Source organism: Pseudoalteromonas sp. SR45-6, from assembly GCF_014163545.1.
Lineage (GTDB): Bacteria > Pseudomonadota > Gammaproteobacteria > Enterobacterales > Alteromonadaceae > Pseudoalteromonas > Pseudoalteromonas rhizosphaerae.
The window spans coordinates 14,783-39,027 of the sequence record NZ_JACJDM010000030.1 but is presented as its reverse complement, the minus strand read 5'-3'; the positions used below and the strand labels follow the sequence as shown (position 1 = coordinate 39,027).

At 40.8% G+C, this 24,245-nt stretch carries 19 protein-coding genes; 6 read left to right on the top strand and 13 right to left on the bottom strand.

What is annotated here, in order from left to right:
- Positions 1-2: 2 nt before the first annotated feature.
- From H5158_RS13580 to ccoN, 5 genes are all read right to left on the bottom strand, one after another.
- Positions 3-494 (bottom strand): FixH family protein, encoded by a 492-nt coding sequence (locus H5158_RS13580; RefSeq protein ID WP_182718574.1) that lies wholly within the window; start codon positions 492-494, stop codon positions 3-5.
- Between the two features lie 148 nt (positions 495-642).
- Positions 643-1,608 (bottom strand): cytochrome-c oxidase, cbb3-type subunit III, encoded by a 966-nt coding sequence (ccoP, locus tag H5158_RS13575; RefSeq protein WP_182718575.1) that lies wholly within the window; start codon positions 1,606-1,608, stop codon positions 643-645.
- Positions 1,605-1,790 carry a cbb3-type cytochrome c oxidase subunit 3 gene (locus H5158_RS13570; RefSeq protein WP_064667100.1) on the bottom strand — a complete coding sequence of 62 codons (186 nt, stop codon included), beginning with the start codon at positions 1,788-1,790 and terminating at the stop codon, positions 1,605-1,607. Before H5158_RS13570 ends, ccoP begins: the two co-directional genes overlap by 4 nt.
- 6 nt (positions 1,791-1,796) lie before the next feature.
- Complete coding sequence (ccoO, locus tag H5158_RS13565; protein ID WP_149982438.1) at positions 1,797-2,471, bottom strand: cytochrome-c oxidase, cbb3-type subunit II; 675 nt, start codon at positions 2,469-2,471, stop codon at positions 1,797-1,799.
- A gap of 12 nt (positions 2,472-2,483) precedes the next feature.
- Positions 2,484-3,917 carry a cytochrome-c oxidase, cbb3-type subunit I gene (gene ccoN, locus H5158_RS13560; protein ID WP_149982386.1) on the bottom strand — a complete coding sequence of 478 codons (1,434 nt, stop codon included), beginning with the start codon at positions 3,915-3,917 and terminating at the stop codon, positions 2,484-2,486.
- Between the two features lie 339 nt (positions 3,918-4,256).
- Between ccoN and H5158_RS13555 the strand changes: the two genes are divergently transcribed.
- From H5158_RS13555 to H5158_RS13540, 4 genes are all read left to right on the top strand, one after another.
- Positions 4,257-4,679, top strand: coding sequence for a hypothetical protein (locus H5158_RS13555; RefSeq protein ID WP_259398507.1), 423 nt, complete (start codon positions 4,257-4,259; stop codon positions 4,677-4,679).
- Between the two features lie 822 nt (positions 4,680-5,501).
- Positions 5,502-8,192, top strand: coding sequence for a TonB-dependent receptor (locus H5158_RS13550; RefSeq protein ID WP_182740240.1), 2,691 nt, complete (start codon positions 5,502-5,504; stop codon positions 8,190-8,192).
- 116 nt (positions 8,193-8,308) lie between these two features.
- A complete protein-coding gene (locus tag H5158_RS13545) occupies positions 8,309-9,664 on the top strand; it encodes a hypothetical protein (RefSeq protein WP_182740239.1) in 1,356 nt (451 codons plus the stop codon).
- A 70-nt stretch (positions 9,665-9,734) separates the two neighbouring features.
- On the top strand, positions 9,735-10,283 hold the full coding sequence (locus H5158_RS13540; RefSeq protein ID WP_149982382.1) for an HPP family protein: 549 nt from the start codon (positions 9,735-9,737) through the stop codon (positions 10,281-10,283).
- 49 nt (positions 10,284-10,332) lie between these two features.
- Here the strand turns inward: H5158_RS13540 and H5158_RS13535 are convergent, their stop codons facing one another.
- The 8 genes from H5158_RS13535 to H5158_RS13500 all read right to left on the bottom strand — a co-directional run bounded on the left by H5158_RS13535 (position 10,333) and on the right by H5158_RS13500 (position 22,130).
- Positions 10,333-10,584, bottom strand: a complete 252-nt coding sequence (locus H5158_RS13535; protein WP_149982381.1) for a DUF3862 domain-containing protein — start codon at positions 10,582-10,584, stop codon at positions 10,333-10,335.
- Between the two features lie 18 nt (positions 10,585-10,602).
- Entirely contained in the window at positions 10,603-11,439 is an 837-nt protein-coding gene (locus tag H5158_RS13530) for a peptidoglycan binding protein CsiV (protein ID WP_182740238.1), read from the bottom strand.
- Complete coding sequence (gene mfd, locus H5158_RS13525; RefSeq protein WP_182718579.1) at positions 11,439-14,912, bottom strand: transcription-repair coupling factor; 3,474 nt, start codon at positions 14,910-14,912, stop codon at positions 11,439-11,441. Before mfd ends, H5158_RS13530 begins: the two co-directional genes overlap by 1 nt.
- Positions 14,913-14,956: 44 nt before the next feature.
- Entirely contained in the window at positions 14,957-15,850 is an 894-nt protein-coding gene (locus H5158_RS13520; protein WP_182740237.1) for a carbon-nitrogen hydrolase, read from the bottom strand.
- The gene (locus tag H5158_RS13515) at positions 15,847-16,902 is read right to left on the bottom strand and encodes an agmatine/peptidylarginine deiminase (protein WP_182740236.1); all 1,056 of its coding nucleotides are present in this window, start codon (positions 16,900-16,902) and stop codon (positions 15,847-15,849) included. Before H5158_RS13515 ends, H5158_RS13520 begins: the two co-directional genes overlap by 4 nt.
- 87 nt (positions 16,903-16,989) lie before the next feature.
- Positions 16,990-17,622: a PilZ domain-containing protein gene (locus H5158_RS13510; RefSeq protein ID WP_182740247.1), complete on the bottom strand. Its 633-nt coding sequence runs from the start codon at positions 17,620-17,622 to the stop codon at positions 16,990-16,992.
- Positions 17,623-17,745: 123 nt separating this feature from the next.
- Positions 17,746-20,919, bottom strand: a complete 3,174-nt coding sequence (locus tag H5158_RS13505) for an efflux RND transporter permease subunit (protein WP_182740235.1) — start codon at positions 20,917-20,919, stop codon at positions 17,746-17,748.
- A gap of 14 nt (positions 20,920-20,933) precedes the next feature.
- Positions 20,934-22,130, bottom strand: a complete 1,197-nt coding sequence (locus H5158_RS13500) for an efflux RND transporter periplasmic adaptor subunit (RefSeq protein WP_182740234.1) — start codon at positions 22,128-22,130, stop codon at positions 20,934-20,936.
- A gap of 484 nt (positions 22,131-22,614) precedes the next feature.
- On the opposite strand from H5158_RS13500, the gene H5158_RS13495 reads away from it, so the two are divergent.
- On the top strand, positions 22,615-23,172 hold the full coding sequence (locus H5158_RS13495) for an RNA polymerase sigma factor (protein ID WP_145233553.1): 558 nt from the start codon (positions 22,615-22,617) through the stop codon (positions 23,170-23,172).
- Positions 23,169-24,245 carry a FecR family protein gene (locus tag H5158_RS13490; protein ID WP_145233555.1) on the top strand — a complete coding sequence of 359 codons (1,077 nt, stop codon included), beginning with the start codon at positions 23,169-23,171 and terminating at the stop codon, positions 24,243-24,245. The genes H5158_RS13495 and H5158_RS13490 overlap by 4 nt, the downstream gene beginning before the upstream one ends.

Here is a 24,245-nt window from a genome sequence, read left to right as displayed (position 1 = left end):
GACTACTTATATTCAGGACTTATGGCAATACTTTGCTCACTTGGCAAAGTGATGTTTTCTTTTAATTTCCAGCTACCGTCTATCGGCTCAATAAATACAGTATAAGCACCATCAGTATATGGTTCGACAATTGCTGTAAATTCACCATTCGCATTTGGGGTTAAATGAGTACTAAAGTCATGAGCCTGAATCGTTCGGTGATAAAACGATAGTTTTAATGAGTGGATATTACTGGTGTCCCCCTTATTGAATTTAAAGCTGACTTTATCAGCTTCGATTAGCAAGTCACCATGTAAATATAACGCTTTAGCTTTCTCGAATTTGCTCAGTTCTAAGTTAATTGCTTTGCCTTTTTTATAGTAATCATCAACCACCATATCAGGACCATTGCCGATCGCAGTTATAAAAAGGGAAATACAACCAATGATGGCAACTAGCGGAAAAAAGATTAAGAACCACGGCCAGAAATTTTTATACCAAGGAGTAGGGGTCATAAATACACTTAATTAGTTTACGATAAGGGCATTTTATAGGATTTAAGTTGAAAAAACTAAAAAAAAGCCTCCAGATGGAGGCTTTTTTGATCTGAATTAATCTATTGAATTAAAACATTAAAATATAAACATTCTATTAACGTTTTAGTTATTTATCTTGCGATAAACTATAAACGTATGCAGTTAATAGATGAATTTTTTCTTCACCTAAAATGTCTTTCCAAGCTGGCATAACACCGGCACGACCGTTGTTAAGTGTTTCTTCAACAGCACGTTGAGAACCACCATATAGCCAGATGTTATCAGTTAAGTTAGGTGCACCAAACGGTAAATTATGTGCAACTGAACCTTTACCATCAGCACCATGACACGCGGCACACATTGCAAACTTAGCTGCACCTGCGGCTGCGTCTTTTTGGTTAACGGTACGACCTGATAAACTTAGTACATGAGCAGTCATTTCTTTAACGCCTTGCTCACCCAATGCAGCACCCCAAGGTGGCATTGCAGCAATACGACCATGTAACAGTGTTTCTTTGATTTTATCTGGCGTGCCACCGTACAACCAATCTTTATCAGTTAGGTTAGGGAAGCCTTGACCACCACGGGCATCAGAACCATGACACTGCGAACAGTTTTGTGCGAATAAACGCTGGCCAATTTCCAGTGCTTTTTCATCAGTAACAAGCGTTTCGATATCTTGCTGAGCATAAGCGGCAAAAATAGGACCAAAACGCTCATCTGCAGCTTCATATTCTTTATCAAGCTTTACAAATTCACCATTCGCTTTGGCTTCTTCAACTGCTTTTTTAGATTCAGCTAAAGAGGTAATACCTTGGTTAGAGCTACTCCATTTAGCAATACCTTCCCAATTACCTAAACCTGGGTATGCTGCTAAGTAGTAAACTGACCATACAAATGTTGCAAAGAACATGTAAGTCCACCACTTAGGTAGCGGATTATTTAGTTCTTCAATACCATCAAATTCGTGCCCGCAGCTTTCACCTTCTTTAACACCAGTGTAGTTTGTTAAATTCCACACTAGTAAGCCAAAAATGATAAATAAGCATGCAAGGGTTAATACAATAACCCATATACTCCAAAAGCTAGTCATTTCTCAGACCCCTTTTCCTCGTTAGAGATTGTATCGTTGTGTTTTTTCTCATCTTCAAAGATGACATTAGCGGCGTCTTTAAAACGAGTTTTACTACGCTTGCTATATGCCCACACAACAATGACAATAAATAGTACTAAAATTACCAGAGTTAAAATGCCTCTGTATGTTCCGTAATCCATAATTAATTACTTCAAGTGCGTGCCAAGTTGTTGCAAATAAGCGATAAGGGCTTGTATTTCTGTCGCACCTTTACCGTCATTCATTGCATCAACTTTAGCAACATCAGCGATTAGTTCTTCATCACTACCATATCCTAAACCAGGGTGAGCTGGGTTTTGTGGATTAATAGCAAATGTATCACGGAAAATTTTAAGCTTTTTCAGAGTAAGGCTAGTGTCAACACGATCCTCTGCTAACCAAGGGAAACCTGGCATGTTTGACTCAGGAACCACAGCACGTGGATTCACTAAGTGAGCATAATGCCAGTCATCCGAGTAACGTTTACCTACGCGTGCTAGGTCAGGACCAGTACGTTTAGAACCCCATTGAAATGGGTGATCCCATACTGATTCACCAGCAACAGAGTAGTGACCGTAACGTTCTACTTCATCACGGAAAGGGCGGATCATTTGTGAGTGACAGTTATAACAACCTTCACGTACATAGATATCGCGGCCTTCCATTTCCAGCGCGTTTAGTGGACGTAAACCATCCACTGGCTTTGTTGTATCGTCTTGGAACATCAGTGGAGTGATCTCTACTAATGCGCCGAAGCTGATAGCAAAAACAGTCAAGATAGCCATAAGGCCGATATTTTTTTCGACTATTTCATGTTTGTTTTGTGAATTTTTATTGCTCATCATCTCACTCCGTTATGCTAATTGTGCTTGCGCATCTAATTTCAACGAATCATTCTTCGCTGAAATTGTACGGTAAACGTTATAAGCCATAACCAGCATGCCTGTGACGATGAATACACCGCCTAAGAAGCGCATAACATAGAAAGGATGTGATGCTTGTAGCGACTGTACAAAGCTGTACATTAATGTACCGTCGGCATTTACTGCACGCCACATTAGACCTTGCATAACACCTGAGATCCACATTGCTACAATGTAAAGTACAACACCCACAGTGTGTAACCAGAAGTGTGTATTAACAAGTTTCACGCTATACATACGACCTTGTGAAAATAACGCAGGGATAAGGTGGTAAATAGCACCGATAGAAATCATTGCAACCCAACCAAGCGCACCAGAGTGAACGTGGCCAACAGTCCAATCAGTGTAATGAGAAAGAGCATTAACTGATTTAATTGCCATCATTGGGCCTTCGAAGGTCGACATACCATAGAAAGACAACGATACAACTAAGAAACGTAGTACTGGATCAGTACGTAGTTTATGCCATGCACCAGATAACGTCATGATACCGTTGATCATACCACCCCAAGATGGAACGAATAAGATGATTGACATCACCATACCTAAACTTTGTGTCCAATCAGGAAGTGCAGTGTAGTGTAAGTGGTGAGGACCAGCCCAGATATACAGTGATATCAATGCCCAAAAGTGAACAACTGATAAACGGTATGAATAAACTGGACGACCAGCTTGTTTAGGCACGAAATAATACATCATACCCAAGAAACCAGCTGTTAATAGGAAACCTACAGCGTTATGACCGTACCACCACTGAACCATAGCATCTACTGCACCGGCGTAGATTGAGTATGACTTAGTCAGTGATACTGGTACTGCCATGCTGTTAACAATATGAAGTACTGCAACAGTAATGATAAAGCCAGCATAGAACCAGTTAGCAACATAGATATGAGACACTTTACGTTTAGCAATGGTGCCCATAAATACAACTGCATAGGTAACCCAGACAATAGCGATTAGAATATCGATTGGCCACTCAAGCTCAGCATATTCTTTTGAACTTGTTATACCTAGAGGTAGAGTGATAACCGCAAGTACGATAACTAACTGCCAGCCCCAAAATGTAAAGGCGGCTAATTTGTCGGAAAGAAGGCGCGTTTGACAAGTACGTTGAACAACATAATAAGATGTTGCAAAAAGTGCACTGGTACCAAATGCGAAAATAACTGCGTTCGTGTGTAACGGACGTAGTCGAGAGTATGTTAACCATGGTGTATCAAAGTTAAGTGCTGGCCAAGCTAATTGGGCAGCAATCAGAACCCCAATACTCATGCCAACGATGCCCCAAATCACTGTCATAATAGCGAATTGGCGTACAACCTTATAGTTGTACTCAGTTTGTGATGCTACTGTTTGGCTCATTTTCTGGCTTCCGCTGCAATAAATGCGTTTAGAAATGAATTACCCACTTTATAAAGTGGGGCCTACTATTATTCTCAAGTATGTTATCAAAAAACCCTCAATGCCTTGACTGCTTCAGAAAACAAACTCGAGAAACCCTTATTTTTGCGGGGAAATGATAAAATTTTTGGCCTAAAAAAGATAGGTCAATTGCATAAAATTATGACATCAATCAATTTTTCACATGCAGTTGGCTATTTTTTGACACACTTTTGTACATTTGTGTAAGAATTTTGTTCAGTGGTTGTATTTTAACAGTACGCTGATTAGTATCGGCCTTTAATTTATCTAAGGAATACTATGCCAATTAAGCTTTTAGTTGTGTTTTTAAGCGCATTGCATATGTTAATGGCGTGTGGCCCACAACCGCTAAGTATAGAAGCGCAAACCCAAGATGCAAGTTGTCGGCCAAATCAGTTATGCGAGTATGATAATCAGGTGAAAATTTGGTTGAGTGAGCAACAAATAACACCAGAGACGCCTTTTGAAATACATTTATCGTTACCAAGCACATTGTTAGTTCACAGTGCTAAGCTTGAAGGTATCACTATGTATATGGGATATATTCCAGTGTTGTTTGAGCCGCGTAATGATATTTTAGTCGCGCAAGGTATGGTTGGCATTTGTTCCGAGCGTAATATGACCTGGAAGTTGACACTCGAAGTTAAAAATCCACAGGGCCAATTTAAGCAGATATTTTATTACTTTGATGCGATTTATTGATATCAGTTTAATTCATATTAAATCGGATTGTTGGTTAAGAAGTTTGCTACCCGAAGCTTAGAGTATAGAGTTACGAACGTTCGTTATCAATTATTCTACCCATCCATACACGCAATTTTTGGTACCTTCTTTAGCTAAGTATTAGCTGACTTCATGCATTAATAATGCACTGGACCCATTTTTTTAATTGAACCTTTAACCCATCAAAACACTTCAAAGCAATATTTACTGAAATAATACGCTAAACATTAAGTTGAGTATCTATTTGTAAATCAGAGTTTTCAGTTTAAGTCTCGCCTCGTTTTTATATTTTCAGTTAAATTTATAGAGTGCGCATAAAACCACCTTATTTTGACATTAAGCTGCAATGAACAAAGCTAAAAACCACTACATTGCTATCAAAAAAGTTGCATAGAGCTTAAATACGCAAAATTATTGCATAACTATGGTTAGCAGTTGTTGGTCAGTTTTGCAGTTTTAATAAAATGATGTGATTAACTTGTGAAATTTTCTGATTTAGGTATTTTTTATACGTTAATTACATATAATTACAAAATCCATTAGTTTGATTTCATACATGTTTAAAATGTTTTTGTTTGTCCTTAAGTTTATGAACTTAAAGTGTATTAACTAGTTAACAATGAAACATTCATTAACTAACGTACCTGTTGCAGGTTTATCAATAATCACAAAGATAATTATTGACCACTCATTCAGATTTCATTCAGTTAAATCCGCCTAAGTTGCCATCGCTGACTCGATATTCTCAAATAAAACGAGCGCTACCTGAGCAAGGTATTTCTCCAACAAGTAGGGTTTCACATGAAAAAATCTATGATTGGCTTAGCTGTTGTCACAGCTATTCCTATGTTTTCAACAATGCAAGTAGCAGCAGCTGAAAATGCGGCGCAAACTATCGAAAAAATTCAAGTAACGGGTTCTCGCATTAAGCGTTCAGATATGGAAACCGCTAGCCCAGTTACATTAATTGGCGCCGATGATATTAAAGCAATGGGTGCAACAAGCATCGATAGCGTATTACAAAAGATGACCGCTACAGGCGGCGCAATGACAAACCCTGGTGTTAATAATGGATCTGGCGGTAACGCATCGATTAACCTTCGCGGTTTAGGTTCTCAACGTACTTTAGTGCTTGTTAACGGTCGTCGTATGATCAACTCAGGGACTGGTGCAGCGTCTACCGTTGATTTAAACACTATTCCAGTATCAATGATCAAGCAAATTGAAGTACTTAAAGATGGTGCTTCTGCTGTTTATGGTACTGATGCTGTGGCAGGTGTTGTAAACATCATCCTTAAAAATGACTTTGAAGGTTTAGATTTAAATGTAAACACTGCAATGACTTCAAAGCATGATGCAACTGAAAATTCAATTGATTTTACAGTTGGTACTTCTTTTGATAAAGGTAACATTGTTTTTGGTGCTCAGTACACTAATCGTGGCCAAGCAAGCCAAAGTGATCGTGACTTCTCAAGCTGCCCACTACTAGAAGGCGCAAATGGCCTATATTGTGGTGGTTCTTCATTCAGCGAAGGTGGACACATTCAAAGTAATGTGACGGCTGATATCTTAAATAAAGATGGTGAATTAGAGAAAACAGGTGTTGCTAACGACAGTGGTTTAAGTGGACTAGGCGGTACTTTACATCGCTACACAACAGCAGCTGATGCATACAACTACTCAAAAAGTAGCTATTTATATACACCAATGAATCGTTTAAATATTACGGGTCTTGGTACATATGAACTTACCGACGATACAAGTTTCTTCAGTGAATTCACTTATACTAAACGTTGGTCAGAGCAGCAGTTAGCTCCACAACCAATTAACTTTGCATTTAACTACGATCCAAGCACTATGGGTAATAGCTTATTAGGCCAAACGTATGATAAACGTCAAGTTGTTAATAATGCGTTTGTAGAAGATGCAAATGGTGATTATGTTACAACGCCAACCAACTACGCTGCAGGTGACCCAATTAGCTACCGTCGTCGTATGAGCGAAAGTGGTACTCGTAACTACACCCAAACTGTAGATACTGTGCGCATAGTTGTTGGTGCTGAAGGTGTAATTAATGATTACTCTTGGGATCTTTCTGCAAATTTTGGTCGTAACGATTCAGTAAGTAAAACCAGCAATCTTCACAATGTTTCGGCGTTAAAAGCGGCCGTAGATGCTGGCACATTTAATCCTTTAAATGAAGCTGATTGGGCTCAAGCAAATGTAAATCCTTATATTTACAAAGAACAAGAATCAGGTGGCAGCCAGTTATTTATCGTTGCTGGTTCACTGTCTGGTGAGATGTTTGAACTACCTGCAGGTTATGCTGCATTTGCTGCTGGCGTAGAGCATCGTCAAGAAAAAGCATGGCAAGATCCTGACTCAATTGCTGCACAAGGTCTAGGTAATGATCCTCGTATCGATCCAACAAGTGGCGGCTTTGATGTTGATGAAGCTTATGTCGAATTTGCAATTCCATTATTAGCAGATGCACCTTTAGCGCAAAGTGTTGAATTAAGTGCGGCAATTCGTGCTTTTGATTACAGCACCTTTGGTTCAGATAATACTTGGAAGTTAGGTTTAACTTGGAGAGCAACAGACGAGCTAATGATGCGTGCTGTGCGTTCAACAGCTTTCCGTGCACCTACTGTTGATGAATTGTATTCTGGTAAAGCAATATCTTATGATGGTGTAACTTACCCTGGCGCAGACGATCAAGCTGAAGTTACTGTTGGTGGTAATACAGCTTTAACTCCAGAAGAAGCTGATACATTAACATTCGGTATTGTGTATGAGCCTGAGTGGATTAGCGGCTTTTCAATGACAGTAGATTACTACGATATTGAAATTGAAAATGCGATCAGTACTTACACTAGTCAATTCGTTGTTGATCAATGTATTAATCCTAGCGGCACAGGTACTACACTGTGTGAAAATACCGGTGCATTTATACGTCCAGATGGTCGTATAGTATTTAATAACCAGTTACGTAATATCGGTTCTGAAAAAACATCAGGTATTGATTTAAACTTAGCGTATTCATTTGATGCATTAGGTGTAGCTTGGAAAGCAGGCTTAGATACAACATATTTAGACGAGTATGTAGTAGACACTGGTGCTGTGATTGATTACCAAGGCTACGTTACAAATGGTAGCGGTGGTTTTGCAGATCTTAAGTCAAACTTCCACCTTACAGCAAGCAGTGATAGCTGGGATGCAACGTATGAAGCCCGTTATATTGCCGGAATGGATAGCTTTACATGTCGTAATGAACCGGGTAAATGTATTGCACCAACGACTCCATCTATTGTATACCACGATATAAGTGGCTCATATATGATAAATGATATCGTGAGTGTTTCAGCTGGTGTAAATAACTTATTTGATAAACAACCACCTTATTACTCAGGTAACTACGATTCAAATACTGATCCGTTCACATATGATGTATTAGGTCGTCGTTTCTTTGCTGGTGTGAATGTTAAACTTTAATCAGTAAGTAACTTTGATTTTATCTAAGGCCTAGTTTTTACTAGGCCTTTTTTTATTGAACAAATGAAAGTGTGGCAGTAAACTAGAGGCATCTTTTTACTTATTAGGAGAGCTGATTGCTAAAACAGGATGAAAACTTATCCTTTATAATTGAACCTGAATTGAGCCCGCGCTCTGAACAGCGCATTGATATGTATTTTTCTATTCCGAATGAAATGGGCATCAATCCGCAAACGTTAACAGAAGAATCGTATTTTAATAACCACTTCAAATCGTATTTAGCGTATAACGCCAATAATATCCATTTACCTTTAGTGCGCAGTCGCTTTGTTAGTAAAAATAAAGGTGAACAACAAGACTATCGGCAAAACCTCAATTTGTATTGTTATCAAGTCCGCCTAGCGATTGATACCGATATCAAAGATACCTTGAAGATTGAAGAAGTTGATGAGTTTTATCAGCGCGCTATTGAATTATGTGAACAAAGTCAAAGCTTACTTAAAAAACTAAGGCGTTACACACCAGATGATGAAAAACTGATCTCGTTTTATACCAATGCAGATAACTATCTGAGTTGGCATATTGAGCAGTCGTTTTTAAAATTACTTGACGAAGGGCCTCGTAGCAGTGATTTCGCGAAAGAGCGTAATGATCTGATGAATTTTTGTAAAGCCGAGCAAGATTATCGACATGAGCTGCAATATAACTCGGAATCAACCCTTCAGGATGCAAACCGGATCACCAATAAGATGCGTCTTTTACAGCGTTTGATTGAGCATGGTGTGGTGTTAAATCGTAATACTCGTTACCTTAATAGTTATTTAAAACGATTGGTTAAAGGAACCGTTACAGCGATTATAATGGCGCTTGTTATGGTTGTGGTTCTGAATGCGCGGATCTCATTTACCGAAGTGACTGCGACATTAGTGATCATTTTGGGCGCTATTTACGGGATGCGAGAAATTTTTAAAGAAGACATAACACGAGTTATTTGGCGAGCCATTGTGAAAGGGCGGCCAAAATGGCGGTTTCAATTTCGAAATAGTGTAACCAAAGATAAAATAGCTACACAATACATCTGGCTTGAATATACACGCTTTAAACATATTCCAGAGGATGTACGAAAAATATTTTCAAAACGACGTCAACAAAATAAACAAGCAGCGCAATGGCTGCACTTTGCCAGTGAAATTCGGGTTAATGCAAAAGAGTTTTTACCTGGTTATGATAGCTTGCAACAGACCTTGCAGTTTAGTTTAGCGGCGTTTGCGCGGAACTTAAAAAAAGGCGAAGGTAAACTGTATCATCTTGATAGTAATAAAATATCAAAACAAAGTGTGGAGCGCCGCTATCAACTAAATGTAGTGCTTTCATATCAAAATGACGAAGAGATAAAGTATCAGCGTTATAAAATCACTTTAAATAGAAGTAAAATTGTTAGTATTGAGCTTATTTATAGCGAAATGGAATAAAAGTTGTCGTCGATTTTCTTATCTATCAGGTATTATCTCCCTCATTTTACACAGCTTGAGGGGAAGTGATATGCGCTTTCTGATTTCCAGGATGGCCGCAACCAGTCAATGTCCACCACGTAAACCAATGAGTAAAATTATGTGGTCTTTACTTGGGTCATTTTTGGGCATTTATTTGGTTGCTATAATTGGTAAAAGTTTACAGTTTGATCCGTTAACTAATTTATTTTTAATTGGTTCTTTAGGTGCAACTGCAGTGCTTGTTTACGGTGCGCCATTAGCGGAGTTTTCTCAGCCGCGCAATCTTATTGGCGGTCATGCTCTCAGCGCGTTGGTAGGTGTGACTGTGGCAAAACTGCTAACTGCTGATTTAATGTTGGCAAGTGCTTTGGCTGTATCATTATCAGTTGCAGTTATGCACTTAACACGTACTTTGCATCCTCCCGGTGGCGCTACTGCATTGATTGCGGTTATTGGTGGTAATGGTATACAACAGCTTGGTTATTACTATGTGCTTAGCCCTGTGTTGTTTGGTACGACAATTATGCTGTTAGTTGGGTTGCTAGTTAATAATTTATCACGCAATCCTAAACGTCATTATCCTGTTTATTGGTGGTAATAATATTAAGTCAGTAGGTAGTAAGTTTGTTACTACCTACTGCAATGGTTTATTTTTCTAAACCAGTTTTACTGTACAAAGATACTTTGTTTGACACTAAGGTTATTTCAATGTTTTTACTGTCATCGCCCCATGTACAATTTGTGTGTAGGGTTTTTTCAACACAATTATCAGCACTGCCTAAAATAGCTTCTACTGCAGTTTTATCCATGCCAATTTCGATTTTTTCGTAGTTCTCTAAGCTTACTTTTGAGCAAGCTGCTAGGCTTAATGCTGCAGCAATAATTAAAAGCTTTTTCATTCGGTCATCTTCCTTTATTTAGTGTTTGAATTTTCTAATTTGTACAATCATGCCCATTTTAGGATGGTCAAAATAATGAATGTCGCCACTTATAACACGTTTGAATTGTGCGAACCGAGCGTGTTGGATTTCACCGTTGGCTTGTCTTTCATTCACATCAAAACTGGCGTTAATAAATAAATAATGGCGCAAGTAAATATTAAAGCTACCGTCTAGCTCCCATTGATCCGCAGCTTGTTCAACTACTGGGGCTATGCTCTGATTGGTGTTGACTAAACTAATAAAGTCATTATTTGTATACTGTGGCGTTTGTGCAATCACAGGTGCGCGTAATAATTTACCGCCAAACAGTTTAATGCTTTCAGAGCGAGATTGGCTCGCACCTTCAAAACGCCATCCGGTATGAAGTATAGGCTTGAGTCCTTTTCGCGCCAGCTCTTGCTGTTGTGATATAAATTGTAGCTGTTCGGGAGCAAGTAAGTAGGTTTGCTCCATATCGTCTTTAACAGGCGCTATTGGGCTAAGTGGCAGTGCTGAGTAACTGTGTAGGAAGTCAATACTGCCATCACATAAATTAGAGCGATTGGCACCAATCACAGAATCGGTTAATGACTGTGAATTAAAGCGAGTGTCGCCGTTGATACACTCCTGTTTAGCTTGCGCAGTATAAAGTGGTGTCAGTAAATCAACGCTACGCTTAGCCTTAATTGGCTCTTTGTCTAAGCTAAAATCCTCTTGCAAATAAGGGGCAGGGCGCTGTTTGAATATCAGTACTTCTACTTCAAACCAACGTTCTGCAAATGCTGTGCTACTAAATACACAACACAATAGGATAAGAGATTTTTTAAGCAACATTAATGGCTAACCTTTTTTTCGAAATCTGCAATCATTGCAGTGACCATTTTTAAGCGTTCGCGGGCATTCGCCTCATCGATCGCAAAGCGCAACTTATTTGCACCATCCATTTTATACACCTTAGGTGCACTTTGTATCAAACCTATAATGAAGCTAGGGTTAACCTTAGTATGTTGACTAAACTCAAAATAGCCACCTTTTGGATTTGCTTCAATTTTTTTAATGCCTAATTCGCTGGCTTTGAGTTTCAGTTGTTGCAAACTAAATAGGTTTTTAGTTGCATCAGGCAGCAGGCCGAAGCGATCAATCAGCTCAACTTGTAATTCGTCCATATCATCTAGGTTAGCGCAGCTGGCAACCCGTTTGTAAATACCTAGTCGCGCATTCACATCGTGAATATAATCTTCAGGCAGTAAAGCGGCTAATTTTAAGTCCACTTCACTTTGTTGTTGTAGCAAGTTATCAAGGGTAGGCTCTTTGCCTTCACGAAGAGATTTCACAGCTTGCTCAAGCATTTCCATATATAAGCTAAAGCCGATGGTCTGCATTTGTCCTGATTGATCATCACCAAGCAACTCACCAGCACCACGGATCTCTAAATCGTGGGTTGCGAGTGCAAAACCGGCACCTAAATCTTCCAGTGACTCGATGGCTTCAAGGCGTTTTACAGCATCTTTCGACAGCCCTTTAGGATTACCCGTTAATAAGTAAGCATAAGCTTGATGATGGCTGCGACCAACTCGACCCCGTAACTGATGTAACTGCGCCAAGCCTAGTTTATCGGCTCTATCCATAATAATTGTGTTTGCTGTGGGGATATCAATTCCCGTTTCAATGATGGTAGTACATACGAGTACGTTGTATTTCTGGTGGTAAAATTCGCTCATCAGTTGTTCTAAATCACGTTCGCGCATTTGGCCATGGGCAGAAGCGACGCTTGCTTCAGGTACCCACTCACTAATTTCTTCTGCCACGCGGTCAATAGTTTCAACGTTATTATGTAAAAAGTATACTTGGCCACCACGCTTTATTTCCCGCAATACCGCCTCTCTGATCAAATCTGCATCGCGTTGACGAACAAATGTTTTAACCGCTAAGCGTTTTGCAGGAGGGGTAGCGATGATTGAAAGATCACGCATACCACTCATGGCCATATTTAATGTACGTGGGATAGGTGTTGCAGTGAGTGTTAAAATGTCAACATCGGCACGCAGTGATTTTATCTTCTCTTTTTGACGTACCCCAAACCGGTGTTCTTCATCGACAATGAGCAAGCCAAGATCTTTAAATATAATATCGGCTTGGATCAATTTGTGAGTACCAATGACGATGTCCAAGGTACCTTTAGCCATTTTTTCTAGGGTGTCTTTTTGTTCTTTAGGTGAATTAAAGCGAGACAGCACACCGACTTCAATGGGTAAGTCGGCAAATCGATCTTTAAAGTTTTCAAAGTGTTGTTGTGCAAGCAAGGTAGTTGGTACTAAAACGGCTACTTGTTTATTGTCGTTTACAGCAACAAAGGCGGCGCGCATCGCAACTTCAGTTTTGCCAAAACCTACATCACCACAGACTAACCTATCCATTGCTTGTTTACTTTGCATATCACCTAGCACAGCTTCGATAGCGTTACGCTGATCGTCAGTTTCCTCAAATGGAAACCCATCGCTAAAGACGCGATAAGCAGCACCATCAAGTTTAAAGGCATTCCCCGGTTTTGCTTGGCGCTGGGCGTAAATATCGAGTAATTCAGCGGCCACATCACGTACCTTTTCCGCCGCGCGTTTTTTCGCTTTTTCCCAAGCATCAGATCCCAGTTTATGCAGCGGTGCACTGGCTTCTTCGCCACCAGAATAACGACTGAGCATATGCAGGGCTGACACTGGCACATACAACTTTGCTTCATTGGCATAGGTAATGGTTACAAACTCAGTGATCAGTCCCGCCGCATCAATCGTTTGCAGACCTTGGTAGCGGCCTACACCATGATCCAAGTGTACAATCGGTTGGCCAACTTTAAGTTCAGCTAAGTTACGGATGAGCGCATCTTGGCTAGCTTCGTATTTATGTTTACGACGGCGACGCTGCGATACTTTAATGCCAAGTAATTCTTGTTCAGTAACAATGGATAATGCGGGCTTTGTACCAAGTACCACACTTTGTTCTAGTGGGCTGACAATTAAGCCAACATCGCTACTACTATTTACAAATTCATCGAATGATGAAAACTCTTTAAACTTTAAGCCACTGGGTTTAAGTATAGCGAGCAGAGATTCACGGCGACCATCGGATTCTACTGACAGTAAGATACGGCCTTTTTGTTTCTTTTGCGCTGCTACATAATTTATAAATGCTTGATAGGGTTCATGTAGTTTATGATCAATGCGTATTGCGGGTAACTCGCTGGTGACTAGATTTTTATTGCCTGCTTTTGTCGCGAGTTTTGCTTGCGATAACCGAATGCGAGCAAAGTTGCCTAAATTTTCAAACAGTTCATTAATGGGTTGATAAAGTGCAACTGGCTCAAGTAACGGGCGCAGTGGATCGACTCGACGGTTTTCATAACGCACATTAATATCATGCCAAAAATGCTCCGCAGCATCTTCTAAATCTCCCAGTTGCATCACTGTTGCAGTATCTGGCAGGTAATCAAAGATAGTGGCTAATTGCTCAAAAAACAGCGGCATATAATATTCGATACCAGCAGGCCAATTGCCTTTGGTCACTTGCATATACACGGAATCTTGCGATGAGCTGGCACCAAATTTTTCACGGTAGTTTATTCTAAATCGTTCAACATCGGCTTCGTTGGTAGGGAACTCATGAGCAGGTAGTAATTCAATTTTATCGACTTTTTCATCCGAGCGTTGGCTTTCAACATCAAATAAACGAATGGTATCAAGTTCGTCATCAAGAAAATCGAGTCTAAATGGATGCGGACTGCCCATTGGGTATAAATCAACAATCGAGCCACGAATGGCGTATTCACCATGCTCCATGACTTGTTGCACATGTAAATAGCCTGCTTGCTCTAAGTTACTGCGAAGTTTGTGGGTATCGAGAATATCACCGACTTTAAAATTAATGGTTGAACCATAAATAAACGAAGCAGGGGCGGTACGTAGCATCAAGGTAGACACAGGCACAATTAATACACTTTGTTGTTCTTTTTTTAAAGTATTTAAGGTGGCTAAGCGCGATGAAATTATATCTTGATGGGGTGAGAAATGATCGTAAGGCAACGTTTCCCAATCAGGGAATATCATTACTGGATGCTCGGGGAGCAAGCACTCCAACTCTGTTTCAAGGCGCAATGCACTGGGTGTATCAGGGGTAACAATAAGCACTAAGCCAGCTTGTTGTTTAACTCCTTGTGCAATGGCAATACTTAAACCACTGCCAGTGAGTTGCCCCCATTGAATTTTATCTTTTTGAGATTTTACCCAAGGCAAGGCTGCCCATTGCGCAAACGCCATTTACTACTCCTTTAATGCGCCTCAACTGAGGCGCTAATTTATTCTTAATCGCGATATATTTTGGTTAAATCGTGGTAATGATCTATACGACGGTCGCGTAGGTACGGCCAAATGCGTCTTACATTTTCAGAACGCTTTTGATCAAGTTCAACAAGTAACAGTTGCTCATCAGTGTTGTTGGCTTCTGCTAGCAGTTCACCTTGAGGACCCGCTATAAACGAGTTACCCCAAAATTGAATACCATCACTTTGACCACTTGGATCACTTTCATGACCGACACGATTACAACTAATCACGGGTACGCCATTGGCAACCGCATGTGCGCGTTGCGATATTACCCACGCATCTTTTTGACGTGTTTTCTCGCCTTCGTCATCACGTGGATCCCAGCCAATTGCGGTTGGGTAAATTAATAGTTCAGCACCGGCCATTGCCATTAAACGCGCAGCCTCTGGAAACCATTGATCCCAACACACTAAGACACCAAGTTTGCCGACAGAAGTTTGAATTGGTTCGAAACCTAAATCACCCGGAGTGAAATAAAACTTTTCGTAAAAGCCTGGATCGTCAGGGATATGCATTTTACGGTATTTACCCGCAATTGTGCCGTCTTTTTCAAGCACTACCGCAGTATTGTGATAAAGCCCTGTGGCACGTTTTTCAAATAAAGAGGCAACAATAACAATGCTTAATTCTTTTGCAAGCTCAGCTAAAGTGTCGCTACTTGGGCCAGGAATAGTCTCTGCCAAATCAAATACATCAACATCTTCGGTTTGACAAAAGTACAGACTGCGATGTAATTCTTGTAACACCACCAGTTGTGCGCCTTGGCTTGCGGCATCGCGAATACCGGCAATTGATTTTGCCATGTTTTGTGCGGCATTATCACTGTTACTTTGCTGCACTAAGGCAACGGTTAAATTTGCAGGGCTGCTCATAATGATGCTCCAGCTAAAAATCCACGGGGTAATTGCATAGTAATGCAGTGTAAACTACCAAATTGATGAATAATTGGTAAGCAGTTTACGCCTATTATTTGATGCTCAGGGTAGGCCGTTTGAATTTGTGCTAAGGCTAATTCGTCATTGGCATCAGCATAAATAGGCACAAGTACAGCTCCATTAATGATTAAATAATTTGCGTAGGTGGCAGGTAACCTGTCGCCATCATCATTAAATACGGCTTTTGGCCATGGTAAATCAATTAAGGTATAAGGTTTACCTGTTGTTGTTTTAAAACCTTGTAACTGCTTTTCCATGGCATCAAGAGCGCTGAAGTGTTGGTCATTTTTATCATCACACTTTACATACACTAAGGTATCATTAGGCGCAAAACGCACTAAAGTGTCGATATGACTGTCGGTATCGTCACCGGCTAAATAGCCATGATCAACCCATAAAAAGTCGGTGGCGCCAAGTTGTTCACGCAAGCACTGTTCAATGTCTTGTTGGGTTAGATTTGGATTACGATTTGGATTAAGCAAACATTCACTGGTGGTCAATAGTACACCGTGTTGATCAATCTCTACACCGCCACCTTCAAGAACTAAATCAAGCGCTTGGTATTGATTGCGCGTATCGGCAAGTTGTTTAACTAGTACCGCATTAATTTTATTATCTAATTCACTGGTAAATTTATTACCCCAGCCATTAAAGGTAAAATCAACAATTTTTAGTTGGCTATTATCAGCAACTGCGGCGCAGGTTAATGGGCCATGATCACGTGCCCACGTATCGTTACAGGGAGTAACAACAAAATGCACGCGGCTCAAATCAACAGCGTTGCTATGCAATAACTGGCTAATGTGTGTTTTTAAGGCTTCATCATGAGCGATGATCACTAATTGCTCTGCATTACAAATATGCTGACATAATTGCACGTATACAGGCTCTACAGCGGTTAAATTGTCGCACCAATCAGTGGCTTGGTGTGGCCAAGTGAGCATAACGGCGTCTTGCTCAGCCCATTCGGGTAAAAGTCTAAAGTTCATGAATTTAATAAACAAACAAAGGTGCTATTAGTTTAGCATTTCAACTATAGCCAAGCCACTTCAAAATGAGGGTTGCTAGTATCTATATTATTCTGGTTTTGTTGGCTCTGTTGTGTCTTGGTTATCAAAGTTGTCGCTTTCATGTTGCAGCAGCTGACGCTTTTTCAGTTGTCTGGTTTGTGCATGTAAACTAGCACGTACCACAAGTTCTTGATCAGTATCGCGGATGGCTTTAAAAAGTAGGGTGTATTGGTAGTGTTCATCGTCAATCTTATTAACCGCAACTACCTCGGTATAACAATAAATAGCAGAGGCTTCATGCTGTAAAAATAATTTAGTGCGAAATACTTGGCCAATAGAGTAGACTTTTGTATCGGTTAGTTTGACACCGCCACCGCCGTAGCTATCACAATAAATGGCGTTATCTTCGGGCTGCTCTGAGGCTAATATATGGCTCATGATCAAGTCGATTTTACGCGATTGTGCTTGTAAAAATACGGCAAGCTCTTGTGCCAAATCACCAAGGCTACGCAATGGTCTTAACGAGCTTTGCTCTAATTCACTAACCTCATTGGCCAATTTAAATAACGGTGGGATATCTGCTTCTAGTTGCGCTAAGGTAGTAGGCACTTTGCTATCGTCAACAGCAAATAAATTTACTCGATTACTTTCATCAATCTGAAAGTACTGCTCAAACTCGGTTAATTTTTCACTATTCATCATAAGGCTCCTCGACGCAATAGTTTAATAGTAGCGCCGACAGTATAAAATTGCTAGTTATCAAATTACCATAAAAAAGGGCAAACCACTGTTTGCCCTTATATTTTTGTAGCTGAGCTTAAATCATAAATTACCCTCTTGGGTGTCGACATGTTCACGCTTGTGGTGGCTTGCAATTTCATCGGATAAATCTGCTCGCGAGCGTTTTTCAGTAAGTTTGCGCTCAGTTAACCAATAAAAGAACAGTGGTACAAAGAACACGGCAAGGAAGGTTGCTGCCATCATGCCGCCCATAACGCCAGTACCAACGCTATGACGTGCACCTGCACCGGCGCCTGAGCTCAATACTAATGGCACTACACCTAAAATAAAGGCCATCGAAGTCATGATGATGGGTCTAAATCGAAGGCGGGCAGCTTCAAGTGCTGCAGCGCTTGCGCTCCAACCTTGTTGATGTTTCATCAATGCATATTCAACAATCAAAATGGCATTTTTACTGGCTAAACCAAGTAAGGTCACTAAGCCGATTTGGAAGTACACATCGTTAGTCATGCCTACTAACCAGATTGATACCAATGCGCCAAAGGTTCCAAATGGCAATGCTAGCATCACCGATAGTGGCAATGACCAACGCTCATATAGTGCTGCAAGGATTAAGAAAACCATGATCACCGCAAGGCCTAAAGCAATTCCTGTGGTACCTGAGCTGCGTTTTTCTTGATACGCAGAGCCGGTCCAGTCGTAGGTCATATCCGGTGGTAATACTGCTTTTGCAATACGTTCAACTTCAGCAATTGCTTGGCCAGAGCTGTAACCGGGTGCAGCATTACCGAGCAGTTTTACCGCAGGCAAGTTATTATAACGATTTAGATTTTCTGGTCCGCGGCTATATTCAATATTAGTAAACGCAGACATAGGGACCATAGTACCTTGACTGTTTTTTACATAAATTCGTCCAATGTCATCAGGCTTCATTCTAAATTCAGCTTCTGCTGACATGAGTACTTGCCAAGCTCGGCCAAACTTATTGAAGTCGTTCACATAATAAGTACCCAGTGTGCCGGCAAGGGCTGTAAAGGCATCGTCAATTTCAATGCCCATTGCGCGGGCTTGTTCACGATCTACATCAACTTTAAGTTGCGGTGCATTTGGTCGCCACAACGTTTGTAGGCCACTTAAAATAGGGCTTTTTTGTGCTTCAGCCATCATTAAACCCATGGCTTGTTGCAGTTTTTCTGGGCCACCTGCGCCTTTGTTTTGAATATAAAATTCAAATCCGCCAGTGCTCCCTAAACCAAAAATAGCAGGGGGGTTAAACGCTAAAACAAGTGCTTCGTTGATATGCGCAGTTTTCATAAACAGCTCATTAACCAAACTTTTAGTATCAACCTCTCGTTCATCCCAATGTTTTTGGGTGACGAATAAGGTGGCTGCACTGTTTTTATAACCGCCGCCAATAAAATCAAAGCCTGTAAATGCCACCACATTTTCATTGGCAGGATTAGATTGTACGGCGCTAATAACTTCAGCTACTACTTTTTCTGTACGCTCAAGGGATGAGCCGTCAGGTAAGAAAATAGCTGAAATATAGTAGCCTTGGTCTTCATCAGGCACTAATGAACCTGGAGTGCTTTTCCAAAGGCCAATGGTAATTGACACCATACCAATCATCAGCAATAAACCTAATGCTCCTCGGCGCACCATAAAACCAACAGCACCCACATACTTACTGGTTATTTTAGTAAATACACGGTTGAACCATAAAAAGAAGCTTGCGGTCTGTTTATGCTCTTGTTTTAAAATAAGCACACATAAAGCAGGGGTCATTGTTAGTGCAACTATGCCAGATAAGCTCACAGCAATTGAAATGGTGATCGCAAACTGACGGAATAGTTCGCCAGTTAAGCCACCTAGAAATGCAATTGGCACAAACACTGAGCAAAGTACTAGAACAATAGCAACAACAGGTCCTGATACTTCTTTCATCGCTTTTATTGCGGCTTCATGGGCGCTCACATGCTCTTCGTGCATGATACGCTCTACGTTTTCAAGTACCACTATGGCGTCATCCACTACGATACCAATAGACAGTACCATACCAAATAAAGTCAATGAGTTAATAGAATAACCAAGCATATACATGCCAGCAAACGTACCAAGTAATGACACCGGTACGGCAAGAGTTGGGATCAGTGTGGCGCGCCAATTTTGTAAAAATAAGAACACCACTAAGAAAACCAGTACCATTGCTTCAAGTAGTGTTTTCACTACTTCGCGGATCGAGACTTCAACAAAACGGGTGGTATCGTACGAATTTAAGTGAGCAAGTCCAGTGGGAAATTGCTGAGTTAACTCTGCTAATACGCCATTAACTTCTGCTGCTACATCAAGTGCATTGGCACCAGGTTGTAGGAAAATACCTAATAGTACAGCTTCTTTGCCGTTGATAGTGCCTCTGAAGTTATAATCTTTTGCACCAAGTTCAACACGGGCAATGTCTTTTAAACGTAAGCTACTGCCATCAAGGTTTGAACGAATAATGATTTCTTCAAATTGTTCAGGCTCTGATAAACGCCCTTGAGCGGTAACACTGTAAACCAGCTCTTGCGCTGATTGTGAAGTGGGGGTTGCACCAATCGAACCGGCTGCATATTGAGAGTTTTGGCTGCGAACTGCCCCTGCGACTTCTTCAACAGTAACACCGAGCTGACTCATTACATCAGGGCGCAGCCAAATACGCATGGCGTAATCTTTCGCACCAAAAATTTGTACACTCGTTGTACCAGGAACACGTTTAATACGGTCTAAAATATTCAGGGTGACATAGTTTGAAGTCCATAGACTATCACGAGTGCCGTCCGGTGAATAAAACGCATGAACTTGCAAAAAACTCGATGAACCTTTTTGCACCACCACGCCTTGGCGCCGTGTTTCTTCAGGTAAACGAGCTTCAACTTGCTTTACACGGTTATTGACGTTAACTGCTGCTTGGTCAATATCGGTGCCAATTTCAAACGTTATTTCAATGGTTGTTGCACCAGAGCTGGTCGAGGTTGAAGACATATACATCATACCTTCAACACCGGTAATCGCATTTTCAATCGGCGCGGCTACGGTTTGTTCGAGTACTTCAGCCGACGCACCCGGATAGGCTGCTGTCACTTGCACAACGGGTGGGGCAATTTCAGGGTATTGGGCGATCGGCAAGCTGCGCATGGCAGCCAGGCCCGCCAGCACAATAACAATTGAGATCACAAACGCAAAAATAGGTCTGTCGATAAAATAACGAGAAAACATAAAACTCCCTGCGCCTATTCTGCGCTTACGTTGTTTGTTGCATTGTTAACGGCCACTGGCATGCCTGGAAAGAAAATCTTTGCCATACCATCGATGATCACTTCATCGCCTTGCTGTATGCCTGATTTAATCAACCAAAAGTTTTTATCACCTTGATTATCTGGCTTTTGGATCCACTCACCTACTTCAACGGGAGCTGGGCGCGCAATCGTGCCGCCTTGTTCATTTTTAGCGACTACATAAACAAATTTACCAGTGCCATTATCAAGTACCGCACGTTGCGGTATTACAAATGCATTTTTGCGTACCGCACCACTTAACATCACTCGCACAAATTGACCTGGGCGAAGTTCAAAATCAGTGTTGGGGATAATTGCTTGTAGTTCGCTGGTGCCGGTATTTGGATTAATACGTACATCGGAGAAGTTAACTTTGCCACTTTTATTGGAGAGTGAACCGTCTTGCAATTTAATGCTCGTGTGCCACTGACCTTTTTCTGGCAGCGATAATGAGCCATTTGCAACATCTTGACGCATTTGTAATTGTTCACGCTCAGAAATACCAAATCGTAAACGAATAGGATCAAACTGGGTAATTTGCGTTAATAATAGATCGGGACCTGATACAAAAGTACCTACCGACACAAATTCACGGCCCACCACTCCAGCGACAGGTGCTTTTACTTGCGCATATTCTAAATTCAGTTGGGCTTCTTTTAATGCAACTTTCGCGGCCTCTAACGTCGTGTTAGCAATATCTTGGGTGGAGCTGGCGTTATCATAATCCCGTTGTGAGACTGATTTCTCAGCACGTAGTTTGGCTAATCGTTTCACTTCACGTTCGGCTTGCACTAAAGATGCTTTTGCACCATTAAGAGCTGCTTGCGCTCTTTCAACCGCCAATTGATAGGGGGCTAAATCCACAGTGAAAAGTGACTGACCTTGCTTAACTGTCTGGCCTTCATCAAAGTTACGAGATTCTAGGATCCCCGTTACTCTGGCACGTACTTGAACTTCTTTAGAACCTGATAAGGTTGCCGGTAGTTCAATAGTGAATGGGGCATCTTCATAGGTTGCTATGGTTGTTGCCACAGCTGCTGGATGCATTGCTGCTTGTTCGGCTTTAGGTGCTTCACTACAACCTTGTAGAAACAACGAAGCCGAGGTAAATAAGAATAAAGATAATTTTGATGGTGCGAAAGACAGACGCATGGTTACTCCACAGTTCCAATTGTTAAGTATAAATAATATGTAACATTTTATAAGCTAATAGCATGACATTCTGTTGATTTTATCATCAGCTTGACTTACGTGGTGCTTAATCCATTTAGCTTAGTTAAATACGAGTGTATACCTTAAATTTTTACAGGTATATGCTGGTGTTTATTTTTTTCATTGCATTTTAAAGAGTGTAGAACATATTAGGGCTATATGAACCAAGTCGCAGCAACCGTGGTTTTTAAAGCGTAATTTAGTTTAATAACTAAATAATTGAGCGCTTTTATGCGCCCCGCAATAAAGCTGTTTATAAAATAATGAAGTCATTGTTTTGTATGACAATAGCTTAATTATGACGTGCTGTAAGTGCTTTGTTAGCGAAACTGCTTTAATAACCACAAAATTAACAAATTGCCTTGTAATTGGCGCTAAAACTCGTACCCTAGGCGTAATAATAATAGCAAGGGTAAAGTTAATAATGACGCGCAAGCCGACATTATCTACAACATTTATTGATCTGTCTTCACAGTTGCGACGTTTTGTTTCGCGGATTGTACAACCAGATGACGTGGAAGATATAGTACAAGAAACCTTTGTTAAGAGCTATCAGGCTGATTTAAAACAAGATATTAAATATACGCGCAGTTATATGCTAAAGACTGCCAAGCATTTGGCGCTTAACCATATTGCTAAATGGGATAATCAGCATTGCGATTCATTAGATACCTCTGATGATTATCAGCAGTCGTTGCGATCTATGCAGCTTGAGGATGAAGTGACCTCAAAAGAGCGCTTTTTACTGTTTTGCCGTGCTACTGAGCAACTAAGCCAGCCAGTGCGAAAATGTTTTATTTTAAAGAAAGTATATGGCATGAGCCAAAAAGAAATCGCAGCGCAAATGAAGTTAAGTGAAAGTACGGTTGAAAAACATATTGCCAAAGGTCTGTTACAATCTATGCGCTACATGCAGCAACATGAGCAGTTAGGTGAGCACAGCAGTGCCACTATTGAACCTGCCAGGAGGGTGGGAAAATGAGTAATATTCATCAATTTTCGTCTAAAGATGCTATTCAAGCAGATGCCAGTCGTTGGATAAGTGCTATGGATAGGGGCTTATCAAAGCAAGAACGTATGCAATTTCAGCACTGGGTGCAACAAAATAAAGCTCATCAAGATGCGGTATTTGAGTTAGCCCAGTTATGGGATGAACTGAGCGTATTAAATGAGTTGAGTAGCTTATTTCCCAATAAAAATAGCATCAATAAGCCTGCCCGCAGAGAAATTAATTTTTCGATTGCGGCAAGTGTCTTTGCCGCATTGCTAGTTGCCAGCTTTATATTTGTTGGTATTGAACAGTGGCCAACAACACCACAAGAACAAGCCAAGTACAGTAAAATTTACCGTACTAAAGTCGGTGAGCAAGCAACGTTTGTGCTACCAGATAGTACGATAGTGCAATTAAATACCAATAGCTTATTAGAAGTTGCGTATACAAAAAACCGCCGACAACTGATTTTAAGTCGAGGCGAAGGGCGTTTTAATGTTGCTAAAGATGCCGCACGTCCATTTACGGTGATGGCGGGCGATAAGTCATTTACCGCACTGGGGACTGTTTTTAATGTGCAACGTAATGCAGCATCGGATCTTGAGTTGGTTGTTACTGAGGGTAAAGTGATGATCACGGATCCTTCGGTTGCAGTAAATGCTGATGATTTTGTTCAATTGCAAAGTGCTAGTAATGATACCGACAGTGTGAAAAAAATTAATGCTAGTATTGTTATCTCTGGCGAAAAAGCATTAATTAAAGAAAGCATTACTAAGCCAATCAAACGGTTAACACAAGATGATGTACAACGGGATCTGGCATGGCAACAAGGTATGCTAATTTTTAATGGCGAGTCGTTAAGCGAAGCACTGCAAGAAGTGAGTCGCTATACCGCAACGCGTTTTGAACTTGCTGATCCTGCATTAGCTTCTTTAAAAGTGGCTGGGGTGTTTAAAGCCGGTGATATTATCGGTTTACTTGATAGCCTGCGCATCAATTTAGCCATTGAGCATGAACGTTTAGGTGAACATATCGTAAGCCTAAAACACGGTGATCACAGCTAA